The 12,690-nt window shown below is 35.8% G+C and carries 10 protein-coding genes, 1 pseudogene and 1 riboswitch; of the genes and pseudogenes, 1 reads left to right on the forward strand and 10 read right to left on the reverse strand.

Going from position 1 to position 12,690, the window contains the following annotated elements; all coding sequences use genetic code 11:
* Nucleotides 1–240 precede the first annotated feature (240 nt).
* Nucleotides 241–1,287, reverse strand: coding sequence for a C45 family autoproteolytic acyltransferase/hydrolase (locus HLX49_RS06065; RefSeq protein WP_296361011.1), 1,047 nt, complete (start codon nucleotides 1,285–1,287; stop codon nucleotides 241–243).
* A gap of 341 nt (nucleotides 1,288–1,628) precedes the next feature.
* Here HLX49_RS06065 and HLX49_RS06070 point away from each other — a divergent pair, with 341 nt between their 5' ends.
* The gene (locus tag HLX49_RS06070) at nucleotides 1,629–3,356 is read left to right on the forward strand and encodes a DNA-binding protein (RefSeq protein WP_077702706.1); all 1,728 of its coding nucleotides are present in this window, start codon (nucleotides 1,629–1,631) and stop codon (nucleotides 3,354–3,356) included.
* A gap of 51 nt (nucleotides 3,357–3,407) precedes the next feature.
* Here HLX49_RS06070 and HLX49_RS06075 read toward each other — a convergent pair whose 3' ends face one another.
* The 9 genes and pseudogenes from HLX49_RS06075 to HLX49_RS06115 form a co-directional block, all read right to left on the reverse strand.
* Entirely contained in the window at nucleotides 3,408–3,992 is a 585-nt protein-coding gene (locus tag HLX49_RS06075; protein WP_077702705.1) for a hypothetical protein, read from the reverse strand.
* A 70-nt stretch (nucleotides 3,993–4,062) separates the two neighbouring features.
* Nucleotides 4,063–4,653, reverse strand: a complete 591-nt coding sequence (locus tag HLX49_RS06080) for a hypothetical protein (protein WP_296361012.1) — start codon at nucleotides 4,651–4,653, stop codon at nucleotides 4,063–4,065.
* A 183-nt stretch (nucleotides 4,654–4,836) separates the two neighbouring features.
* Complete coding sequence (locus HLX49_RS06085) at nucleotides 4,837–6,711, reverse strand: ABC-F family ATP-binding cassette domain-containing protein (RefSeq protein ID WP_296361013.1); 1,875 nt, start codon at nucleotides 6,709–6,711, stop codon at nucleotides 4,837–4,839.
* A 6-nt stretch (nucleotides 6,712–6,717) separates the two neighbouring features.
* The gene (locus HLX49_RS06090) at nucleotides 6,718–6,897 is read right to left on the reverse strand and encodes a hypothetical protein (RefSeq protein WP_077702702.1); all 180 of its coding nucleotides are present in this window, start codon (nucleotides 6,895–6,897) and stop codon (nucleotides 6,718–6,720) included.
* A gap of 691 nt (nucleotides 6,898–7,588) precedes the next feature.
* Nucleotides 7,589–8,053 (reverse strand): 6,7-dimethyl-8-ribityllumazine synthase, encoded by a 465-nt coding sequence (gene ribH, locus HLX49_RS06095; protein ID WP_414930283.1) that lies wholly within the window; start codon nucleotides 8,051–8,053, stop codon nucleotides 7,589–7,591.
* A gap of 28 nt (nucleotides 8,054–8,081) precedes the next feature.
* Nucleotides 8,082–8,672, reverse strand: a pseudogene (gene ribB, locus HLX49_RS06100) (3,4-dihydroxy-2-butanone-4-phosphate synthase); the annotation flags it as partial.
* A 142-nt stretch (nucleotides 8,673–8,814) separates the two neighbouring features.
* Nucleotides 8,815–9,423: a riboflavin synthase gene (ribE, locus tag HLX49_RS06105; RefSeq protein ID WP_483372443.1), complete on the reverse strand. Its 609-nt coding sequence runs from the start codon at nucleotides 9,421–9,423 to the stop codon at nucleotides 8,815–8,817.
* Between the two features lie 766 nt (nucleotides 9,424–10,189).
* Nucleotides 10,190–10,338: riboswitch (FMN riboswitch) on the reverse strand.
* 307 nt (nucleotides 10,339–10,645) lie between these two features.
* Nucleotides 10,646–11,065 (reverse strand): hypothetical protein, encoded by a 420-nt coding sequence (locus HLX49_RS06110; protein ID WP_077702699.1) that lies wholly within the window; start codon nucleotides 11,063–11,065, stop codon nucleotides 10,646–10,648.
* A gap of 183 nt (nucleotides 11,066–11,248) precedes the next feature.
* Nucleotides 11,249–12,553, reverse strand: coding sequence for a globin-coupled sensor protein (locus HLX49_RS06115; RefSeq protein ID WP_296361014.1), 1,305 nt, complete (start codon nucleotides 12,551–12,553; stop codon nucleotides 11,249–11,251).
* Nucleotides 12,554–12,690: the final 137 nt, after the last annotated feature.

The following is a 12,690-nucleotide window of genomic DNA, read 5'->3' on the forward strand; positions in this document are numbered from 1 at the left end:
TGATGTTCCATTAGAGTATATTACAACTATGGTACAAAAGGAAAGACTTATATTGATATTCCTTTTTTTCTAGTTATTTAAACGTTTCCCCAAGCTAAAGTAGGCTTTTCATGGTGCATTTTTTCATTGTGCTATGAAATATTCATACAATCATTATCACCTAAGTTTTGACAAACGCGTATTTAGCAATATGTATTCCCACATTGTTTAACTCGTCGTCTTACAGCACATACTTTACGTTCATATTCTTTCCATATGAATAAACGGTAATGAAGTATCTACTTTACCAATCACCTGTTTAATAGTAAAGTTTTTTCCACTTAACCACTTTTTGAAATCAAAAATAACCGGGTCTCTATCGCCTCCCAAGGCGAACCATACTTTTAACTGCTTAGGAAAATAACCTGATGTATGAATCGTTCCAGCCCATTGCTTATATTTCGTCGAAAAAACCCCACGTTTAGAATCATTCATCAGTTTAAAAGCTTCATAAGCATTGGTTGTATCGTTCGTTTGCTCCTTAATGATTTGTTGCCTTCGTTTTGAGTCTTTTAAATGATGACGATTCTCTTCAACCAGATTCTCAAAGTGATTGGTACAAACTTGATCTGTACGAATATTTACAGACCGTGGTGACGCTTCTACAACATAGCTTTCCCCATTTTTATCCAATAAAACATAACCAAACGAATGTCGATGGGGAATTTCCTGTAATAAAGCTATTGCTTCTTGTGCATTTTTACAATTCTCTAGGACGATTCTTGCAATCATATTACAAATAAATCCATCTTGGGGACGACGTCGATGAATAAAATTATAGCCAATTGCTAATCCGTGTTCATTCATTCCATCCATCCTACCAGTGATGCGTTGAGATGGAGCAATCGTTGCATAACCTTGATCGCTAGGCTGAAAAACCGTATAGCGACCTTCATATGTCTTTGGATGATAATCGTAGTTGCGGATCATGTATTCAGAACTAGTAAAAATGGAACAGCCGCTTTTTTTATATTCCAATCGGTAACCACCAAATTCTTTTAGTATATCGACCATCTGCCATTGAAGTGCATCCATTAACCCACATAATTCATCCCAAATGCCAGGTGCAATTGGTTGGATTATTTGCTTTACTTCAGCTTCATGAATTTCAAATCGTGGTTGCCGGATATTCCATTGTTTTTTCCTATTTTGCAATATATATGTCTGCTTTAGATTTAATCCTTGTTGATAGCCATAATCATAATGACTGCCCCGAAATTGTTTCACATCACTATAGATGGTTTGCATCGTTTCCCACCCTTTTCCTTCATTTCTTTTCTCATTGTAATCCTTTTTCTTCCATTTGAAAATCGAAAAGTTTTTCTTAGATCATTGCCCAATCGTAACATAAACGCTATGGTTTATAATACACTTAGAAAAGTATAGGATTTTCTCATCTGATAACACCTCAGTTTTAAACAGTTTATATGTTTAATGAAACTTTTCTCTTTTTAAAAACGTAGAAACAGGTAGATTTTTTATTTATACTATAGGAAAGTATAAAAGTTTAAAGGTTTATAGTATAAGCAAAAAACAGCTTGTTGCCAGAAGACTTGGCGACAAGCCAAATTTTTTAAGGAGTGGAAAAAATGATAGGAATGCTAACAACAACGATACTTTCATTTATTTTGTATGCTCTTATCGCTATATTTTTTATTGTACAAAATAAAAAATACCGCATGACAACACTAAAAGCAGTTGGTCTTGTTTTTGCGACCTTATTCATACTCAGTGTGATTATCATATACATAGTCATGCCACCAATTACGATACCGAACATGACGATAGCAAATTTAATTGTCGGGACTGTAGGAATGGTTAGCTTATATGCACTAACAAAAAGTAAACCATTCACGAAATCAACCAAGCATTTTGATGCTATTACAGGGGCACTTATTCTGCTTGCCATTATTACTATTCCCGGTTTCATCATTTTAGGAATCTTTACGTTAGATGATGCACATCAGTCCATAACCAAAGAAGAAATAGACGAAGCAAAACCATTAGATCAAGATGCAACACCAATTGTTGTATCACCAGAATTCGCAAGAAATAAAGTACAAAAGGCAATGAGCGTAGTACCAAATACACAGTTTTATGATCTAGGTAAATTACAAGTACAAAAGATCGGTGACGAGATTGTTTTTGTAGCCCCTGTAGAGTTTACTGGGTTTTGGAAATACTTTCGCGGTAAAGAAACAGAAGGATATTTCACCATCTCAGCTACAGATGTAAACGCGCAGCCAAAATTTGTTAAGAGCAAGATGAAATATACCAATTCAAGTTACTTTAACCATCAAATATCACGAACCATTTACAATGCGCATCCTGATTATATCCAAAGCGGAGAGGCGCAAATTGAAGTCGATGAAGAAGGAAAACCTTGGTATGTACAGACACTGTATAAACCGATTGGATTAACGAATAAACCTAATTTGCAAAAATTACATGTAGCTGTTGTTGATCCAGTATCCAGTGATGTAAAGCTGTATAAATCAGAAGAAGCACCTTCATTTATTGAAGGCCCTATTAGCTCTGAGATGGCTTCGGAGGAAAATGAATACTTCGGAAAATATGTACATGGATGGCTCAATTCTATCTTTGGCAAAAAAGATGTTAAAATACCGAACGAATCTGGGACTGAAGCAAGTGTTACACCAATCTTTGACGAGAATGGGGAAATGCATTACTTTACTGATATGTCCTCTCCAAAGGAAAACATTGACTCTGCTCTAGGTTATACACTAATAAACGCTAGAACAGGTGAATTAACATATTTTAACGGAGAAAAAAATAACGGCATTATGGATAGTAAAGGTGCAAAAGAGATTGTCAACAAAGAATTTCCAGAGAAAAAATGGACTGGATCCATGCCAGTTCTTTATAATATCGATGGAAACCCTACATGGGTCGTGAATGTTCTCGATCCAAATGGACTCTTTAAACATTATGCTTATATTAAAGCAGCCGATTCCGATTTCGTCGTCTTTGGAGATACTGCTAGAGGCACACTAGAATCTTATCGCCTTGCTTTGGCACAAGATCCAAGTAATGTGGAATCAACGGGAGATGCAAACTTAGAAAAGCGTGACGGCGAAGTAGAACGTGTACTAGTTACAACACAAGATAAAAAGCAAGTTGTACAATTTCTACTTCAAGATGACCCTATTATCTACACGGTGAACTCCGGAAAAGCTCCAAGAGCCATATTCTTGCAGCAAGGAGACAAAGTAGAATTAGAAGCTAATATTAGAGACAACCAAACAGCTATTGTAGAAACGATCGCAATTGAAGGGTTGGCCAACACTAAACAGTAACGTATTTTACAACTTTAAAGATAACTCTTAAACAAACAGGCTAGCCTTAGGTTAGCCTGCTTGTTTTGATGATTTACCTCCCTGCCGTTTTAATAACCAGAATCCTTTCGTTAACCAATAAGCCAAATAAGCAACGGCAATGTCAATTAAAAAAATGTAAGTAAATCGCATACCTGCTCTTAACTCCAGCATTCCTATAGCTTCAAAAGTAGGTGCTAACAAATATCCGAAAAAGGCTGACATAATAATTGCTGCGATATAGTAATTTTTCCCTTTGTTTTCGCAATATTGATATATAAACATAAAACCTACCGGCAATACAACCGTTGTAATTGTTAAGCTTGTTGGAAATAAATAAAAAATATTATGTGGGGTAATTAATACATTCTTCATGGATAACACCGTATCTATATTTGTCCACATCACATGAATAGCAAACCCAAAAAAACCTAATTCAAAAACGCTTTTTCGATCCATAAAAAAGTACAAGAGAACAAGTGGAATCAGAACACTTATCCAATTAAACCAAAAATGCCATGTATCGATACTTGACGTTAGCTCCCAAAATTGCTGCCTGTAATAATCCAACTCATCTTTTAAATGAAATATTTTATTCATCATTTCTTGCTCGTTCATGACTCACTCACCTCACGTCGCTTTATTACGTTTAGTTTGTGTTCACGCATTTAAAACTATTCCTTTCCTTCTACTTTCTATGTACCTTGATCCACTTAAACAAAACGGTCAACCAGTAGGACAGAGATGCCGCCACAAAATTTAATAACAATAAATAGGTTAAATTCATCCCTTTGTTAAGCTTTAAATAATCAATCAGAATAAATATATAATCAAGACCGTAGGAAATTAAAATAGATAATAATAGCGTGTAGACATAAAAATTTTTATTCTGATTGATACAATATTGATACAATAGCATATAAGCTACTGGTAAAATGACCGCTGTTACTGTCATGCCACTAGGAAATAAAGATGTTAAATCATGAGGATGAACAAGCAAATTATTCGCCTCTAACGCACCATTCACTTTGGAACTAATCATATGAACAGAATATCCATAAAATGATATTTCAAATATTCTCTCTCGATCAATAAATTTGTATAAAATGAACAGCGGGATAAAGAAAAACGAAATATTAAACCAAAAGTACCATGTTTCAACATTAGAGGTAAGTTGCCAGTACTCTGATTCTAACTTACCCAGTTTTTCTTTCAAGTTATATATTTGCAGATATAATGTTTCAGCACTCAATAAACTCACCTTTTTGAAATCAGTCATAGCACTTATATTTATAACAAAAATACATCATCTACTCTATGTAAGTTTAGACATAAAAGGTTTATTTTATGCAAACTATCATTCAATACCGTCCGCTCTCTACACAAGAGCTACTATTTGTTAAATAACGAAAAAACACAGTGTTATAGTTAACAAGCACCGTGTTTTTTCATATAGAGGGAACTATTCTTCTATAAGCAAAGATAGTTCTTCCCATCTGTCCATTTTTTTATTTAGAGCTTGTTCTACGCTCATCTGCTCTTCGTATAGTTTCTGCACTTTTTCTGAATCGCTTCCCGCCTCCACAATATCATTTTTAATCGTTTCTAGCTTTTCTTCCAACGAAGCTATAACATCCTCGATTTCGTCCCATTCTTTCTTATCCATATAGGACAGCTTTTTCTTTTGTAGGCTTGGTGATTGCTTTACGATCTTGGTCTTCTTTTCCGCTTTCGTTGCTATTTCGGCTTTCTCTTGTTGCGCTAAAAAATCACTATAATTACTATGATAAGAAGTAATATTCCCTTTGCCATCAAAAATAATTAATCTGTCGACAACTCGATCTAAGAAATAACGATCATGAGAAACAGTGACGACAACTCCTGGGAAACGATCCAAGTACTCTTCTAGCACGCTTAACGTTTGCGTATCTAGGTCATTTGTTGGTTCATCCAGAAACAACACATTAGGCTCTTGCATTAACACTTTCAGTAAATATAGCCTGCGCTTTTCTCCGCCCGATAATTTTCGAATATACGTCCATTGCTGTTTCCGCGAGAATAAAAAATGTTCCAGCATTTGCTCAGCTGTAATCACAGAACCATCTTTTGTGTAAATGACGTCCGCTATCTCTTTAATATAATCAATAATACGCTGTTCCCCGTCTAACTCTTCTTCCCCTTGCGTATAGTAACCAATTTTTACTGTATCTCCAACGATCACTTCACCAGCATCAGGTATTAGCCGTTGTGCCATAATATGAAGAAAAGTAGTCTTTCCAGATCCATTAGGTCCTACAATACCTACACGGTCACCAGGTATTAACAGTTCTTTTACATTAGATAGAATTTCCTTATTCCCAAATGATTTATGCACTTGTTTTAATTCGATAACTTTTTTTCCGAGCCTTGACGAACCAACAGGAACTTCAAGTTTTTCCTGTTTCGTATTTAACGTCTTTCCCTTCATAGCTTGCACACGATCAATTCTTGCTTTTTGTTTTGTAGAACGTGCCTTTACACCGCTTCTCAACCAAGCTAATTCCCGTCGCAGCGTATTTTGATGTTTTATTTCTTCACTTTTTTCCTGTTCCTCGCGTTCTGCTTTCTTTTCTAAGAACAGTTCATAATTCCCTTCATATGTGTATAAATTACCACGATCCAATTCAAAAATTCGGTTGGTAACTCGATTTAAAAAGTAACGATCGTGGGTTACTAGCAACAGCGATCCGGGATACGTCTGTAAATATTTCTCCAACCATTCAATAGCCGCATGATCCAAATGATTCGTCGGCTCATCTAAAATAAGTAGATCAGCGGGCTGAATTAATGCATTTGCAAGAGCTACTCGCTTTTTTTGCCCTCCTGATAGTGTCGCTGTTAGCTTATCGAAATCTGTAATTCCCAACTTTGTTAAAATGGTCTTCGCTGTCGTATTAGCTTCCCAAGCTCCCAAGCGATCCATTTCTTGCTGTGCAGCTAGTAAATTGTTTTGCACCTTTTCACTTTCAGGGTTTTGCTGTAACTGAAGCAGCGCTTCCTCGTAATTACGCATCACCTTCATGATAGCCGCGTCCCCATAATAGATTTGTTCCATTACAGTTAAGTTTGGATCTAATGACGGGTCTTGAGATAAATATTGAATACGATAATCATTTGCATGATGAATTTCTCCTTGATCGGCTGGTTCGATGCGAGCAATAACTTTTAAAAAGGTAGACTTTCCTGTACCGTTGACGCCAATTAACCCAATTCGCTCACCACTAGTAATATGACAGGTAACTGCATGAAACAGTGTTTTATCGCCATACGATTTGGAAGCATTTTCTATTGATAGCATTTGTCATCATCCTTCATTCTTTCTGTTTTTCCACCATATTTTTGCAATAAGTACGATTAATAATAACATCCATGAAGTCACTAAATAAAAAATAATCTTAGCTGGCTCTGTCATTTCCGAAAAGAAAAAAGCCATACCAGTCCAGACAACACCGATGAGTAGTAATTGTGCTAATATAAGCTTCAAAACAATCTCCCCCCAAAATATGTATCATTAGAAAAACTTGATTTGTTGCCAAATCTTATGGCGAAAGCTGAAGTTTTTCTTATACTATAAACTCTTTAAACTTTTTTACCTTCCTATAGTATTAGAAAAACTTGGCTTTCCGTCAAATAGCGCAATACACTTTGTATAAAAACTCGACTGCAAGTATAGTAGATAGTGGTTCCCCCAATGTTTACCATGGTTTAATTATACGATAACTCTTAAAAACTCTCTTCGCTTAGAAAGCCACTATTGTATGGATGTGGCTCGTTCATTAGGAATCTATGATAGCTTTCTATCATTAAAAAGACAGAAAATTATATAAGCATGCCCTTCTTTATCCCATTGTCTATTATAATACCTCTAGCATACGCCTAAGATCAATGTATTACTTTTTTAACAAAAACTTACTTACCGCCAGACCTCTATTAAGCAATGTTTCACTTTACCTTTCCTATTTTACTCTGGTGCTTGCTTCGTATAGCAAGGAGATGACCGAAAACACGCTTACGAAAAAAAGGATGCAGATGCTGTTATCTCCCACTGAAGATCGTTTAAATCACAATTTTCCAATCCTTAAAATGAGGCGTCACAACACCTTCCATCAATATAATTTCCTTAAGGTGTAAAAATGATTTTACAAGTATATAGTTAACTACCTAAGTGTACTTCCTTACAGGCTCTTAAGCAAATTAGCCATTTCAATCGCAGCAACGGCTGCCTCAGAACCTTTATTTCCAGCTTTTGTTCCTGCCCTTTCAACTGCCTGCTCAATAGTTTCCGTTGTTAAAACCCCAAAGATAACTGGTTTATCCGCTTGTAGCGATGCTTGCGATACACCTTTTGCCACTTCATTACAAACATAATCAAAATGTGGCGTAGCACCGCGAATCACCGCCCCAAGCGTAATAATCGCATCATACGCATCTTTCATTGCCATCTTCTTTGCAACTAATGGAATCTCATATGCTCCAGGTACCCAAGCAACTGTTATATGATCAGCGATTACACCGTGACGCATTAATGTGTTTTGTGCCCCTTCTACTAATTTTGTAGTAATAAAATCATTAAATCTACCAACTACAATGCCAATCCGCAGGTCTGTTCCGACTAAATCACCTTGTATTACGTTACTCAATGACGCCACACTCCTCATTTTGTGTTATTTTATATGTTACTAATTGCTGTACAGAAATGATTCTTACATTAAATTGTTCAGCCATTTTCTCTAAATCCGACAGCCTTGCCATCGAGCCATCGCTATGGATGATTTCACATATGGTCCCTGAAGCCGTAGCTCCACATAATTTTGCTAAATCTACTGCAGCTTCTGTATGTCCTTGACGTACAAACACACCACCATCTTTAGCAATTAACGGAAACACATGCCCAGGCTGATGAAAATCATCTTTTTCAGAGAAAGGGTTCGCAAGCGCACGAATGGTTTTCGCACGGTCAAATGCACTAATACCTGTTGTTGTTTTCTTATGATCGACACTAATGGTAAATGCAGTTGCAAATGGGTCTGTATGTGTTGTTGGCATTAATGTTAATCCAAGCCGTTTTGCTATTTTACAATCTACCGCTGTGCATACTAATCCCTTACCATGTGTTATCATAAAATTAATGACATCTGGCGTAATGTATTCAGATATAGCAACAAAATCCCCTTCATTTTCCCGGTTTTCATCATCTATCACAATCACCGGCTTTCCTGCTTTTAAGTCCTCTATCGCTTCTACTATCGTGTCCATAATATTCTCCTTTCTTATTTAACTAACTATATCCATTTCATGGTTAAACCATCTTGACTTATCACCAGGTTTTTATGAAGATAATCTTACTACCCTCTATTTGGGATGAAACCGTTCTCTTGTAAAAAGGCTGTACTCAAATTTTCTATTTTCTTGAAAACGCCAATAAATGTTCTACATGCTTCATGAGCATGTCGCATTCTATATTCACAATATCACCTATATTCTTTTTCCCTACTATCGTTACCGAAGCTGTATGTGGAATAAGCGATATCGTAAATATATTGTTCTTTACCTTAAATATAGTGAGGCTAACACCATCCACAGCAACTGATCCTTTAGAAATAACATACTTTGCTAAATCTGCTGAGATTTTAATATCATAATAAATAGCGTTTTCTTCATATTGCTTTCGAATAATGGTTCCTAATCCATCCACATGCCCAGAAACAAAATGTCCCCCAAACCTACTGTTAGCTGCCATCGCACGTTCTAAGTTCACAGCAGAACCTACTTTTAATGATCGTAAGGAAGTTGTTTTAAACGTTTCCGGCATAACGTCAACTGCAAAACTGTGCTTATCGAAAGAAGTTACCGTTAGGCAGATACCGTTAATAGCTACACTGTCCCCTAGTTGGACATCACGTAACACTTTAAAACCTTTCACTGCTAATTCGATTGCGTGCTTAGAAGTATGTTTCATGGAAATGATTTCCCCTTTTTCTTCAATAATTCCAGTAAACAAACCACTCATCCTCTCCTTTAATTATTAACCGACTTATAACCTATCGCTTCTGGGAGAAGGTCGCAAAAACATAGGATCATTAGAAAAATTGGACTTGTAGATAAGTCTTATAGCAAAAACTGTAGTTCTTCTTATACTATAAGTTTTTAAACTTTTATACTTTCCCATTGTCCTCCGGCAAGCCCGTCTTTAGTCGGCCTTCCTATTTAGAACAAACCGATCTATGACTTATCGTAAGGCGATTCGTGAAGTCGCCTAATTGCTGGGCGCTGGAGCCGGACGGGGCCCATGCTGCAAAATTTTATAATTTCCTAGACCACAAAAAGCCCCTAAACATAGATTTAGGGGCTTTGAAAAGTCAGATTATTCCTCTTGTTTCCGCTTTTGGACAGTCAATAATAGAAAGGCTAGTAAGTTATCAAAAAAAAAGTAGCTATGATTCTATCCCACAAAAGTCAAACTTAAGCTATTCCCTGTTTTGCCACCACAACTAGAACCTTTTTCTTTACCTTATCTTTAGAAAAAATGGCTTGTGTCCAAGTCTTTATGGAATAAAACACTGGTTTTTCTTATCCGATAAACCACTATCTTATCGTGTAAAAGAACTTGGTTATTTCATGTAGTGTACGGATTTTATGGGAAAAAACATACAGTTTAGCGCTTTCTTTTATATCTGTTATTCTTTTCGAATGGCTAAAAACCCAATTCATCTTCATGATAAACAGGCACAATAAAGCCATCTAGTTTGGAACAACTATCCAAATATGGAATTACCTTTTTCCTTCTCCCATCCAGACTTTAACTGTCGGTTCTGGAATCACACCAGATCCACCGTTTGCGCGAATATCAAACGGGTCACGGACTTAAAGTGGCGTACCACTTTTCACCGTCGGTCGGGAATTTCACCCTGCCCCGAAGGAATGCTAAATTTAGTTTTGGTTTTCAGTAAGTTCTAACATGGATGCGCATAAGTATTTAGGAAGAAACCTTTGCTTATCACATGTTTTTTCTTTTCTGATAACTAGATAGTATCAATAACAAAAATAAAAAGCAAGTTTAAAAACTTACTTGCCTTGTTCATCACATATTAGAAAAGCTTGCCTTATCGTCACATTTTCAAGATGTTTTGTCTGTCTAGCCAGGGGGGTTAACATTTAGAGGGTGTCTCGCTCTAGACAAGGCATGGTGGCTCCTTTTATGATATAGCCTTTTCCTATATTGTAAATATAAATTACAATTCGTATTCCTCAATTAAAGCAGATTTTCTTCGTAACGTTCTAATCGAAACGTCATGCTCACCTAATATTTCATGAATGGACTTTTGATCTTCCGAAATAGTTTTAACGCCATCATTAGTTTCTAATACAGCACGTTTAATGAACTGATTCTCCGCTTTTATTTCTTCTATATCTGTTTCCAGCTTTTCAAATCTATCGTTCATTTCAACAAACTTCTCATCCACTTTATCAAATCGACTATCTATACCTGCGAACTTCTCATTTACTTTATCAAATTGACTGTCTATACCTGCGAACTTCTCATTTACTTTATCAAATTGACTGTCTATACCTGCGAACTTCTCATCCATTTTATCAAGCCGACTGTTTATTTCACCTAATAGCTTCATTACATTCTCTTCAAATTTTGACATATTTATCACCTCTTTATCATTATAATTTTCATAAAAAAGTCATTTTCCGCAAAACCTGATGCTACCTTCATTATATCAGAATTAATGACAAATACATATAAGAAAAACACTGTCGTTTTTCGGCCATAGGACTTGGTTTGTCGCCAAGTCCTATGGATGAAATCTTACAGCACTTTATATCGTTTAACTTTCGTTCATTTCATATGTAATGGTTGTTAAATGATCTGCAGAAGCTGCTACTTCGTCAACTGCTTTACTTAATTCTGTAATAATATCTATAAAAGATACAATTTCACGATCAATCTTATTATTTTGATTTTTTGTTTCATGCATGGCTTCCATTATTTGTGAAAAATGCTGCTCTGTTTCTTGCAACCCATCGTTTCCTTGTTTAATTTTTGTTCCTACTGCACTTAAGGAGCTTGTAATCTTATCCACTTGCGTATTCATATTCCCAATGAGTGAGGATACATTCGTTACCGATTCTTTCGTTTGTTCAGATAAATTGCGAACTTCTTCAGCCACTACTGCGAACCCTCGGCCGTATTCACCCGCTCTTGCTGCTTCTATAGAAGCATTTAAGGCAAGTAAATTCGTTTGTTCAGCAACTTCTTTAACAATATTTACAATGGACTGCATCTTTTTAGAAACATCTAATAAATGGTGCACATCATTTCCTAGATGCTCTACCGAATTATATAGAGCTTTCATGTTTTCATCCTGCTTATTTAATTGTTCTTTTCCTTTTTTTGCTCTACTGTAAGCATCCTCCGATAATGATGTACCATTATTGGCAATCGCTATCACTTCTTTTGATTGCGATTGCAACTGCTGAAAGGAAGCATTCGTTTCTTCAGAAATAGCTGCTAAGCTTTCCGTAGATTCTGCTACTCGCTCCCGAATTTGTTGTTTTTGTAAATTTGCTTCCCGTTTTAATTGGTTCGTCTTTTGATCATAGGCTTCTAGCACAAGTTGCTGTTCTAAATTAATTATTTTTGATACTGCACGTATAGCCAAAAGCGATTCATTTTTCGTTTCTATATTTTGCTCAATGATATCCATTAGCGATAAAAACAAATCCTGAAAGGCACTCATATACCATTTTGTATCAAGTCCTATATTTACATGCATGTTAGCAATTCTTACTCGCTTTTCAAAATAAGCAGGATTGATGACACCATCAAACATTTCACATATATGTCGCTTTAACGTTTGTTTTAACTTTTCAATGGAGCTGTGTTTATTAATAATTTGCATTAAAGATGGTTCCGTAGCTAAATTATCATAAAAACGCTCAACAATCTCATGGCTATTTTGTATTACATAAGGCTTTAATTGACGAATGATGGATAGATCAGATATAGTTAGCCCAATCATTTGAATTTGCTTAGCAACATCATTACCATTCTCTACCTTCAAGCTTATCTCCGTATTCTTCCCTGCACTTTTTCGAAAAAAAGAAGCCTCTTTCTGTTTTTTAAAAATCATTGCAAAACCCCCTATTTATGTATATATCTATATGACAAGTAGTTATATTCTACTAGATTTTGCTACGATTTTCCTATAAAAAGCCCAAAAGAGCGATTATTCAAACTGCAGCATACATTTAATGTCTTTCTTCTCTC

This window comes from Virgibacillus sp., from assembly GCF_013393565.1.
GTDB lineage: Bacteria > Bacillota > Bacilli > Bacillales > Amphibacillaceae > Virgibacillus > Virgibacillus dokdonensis.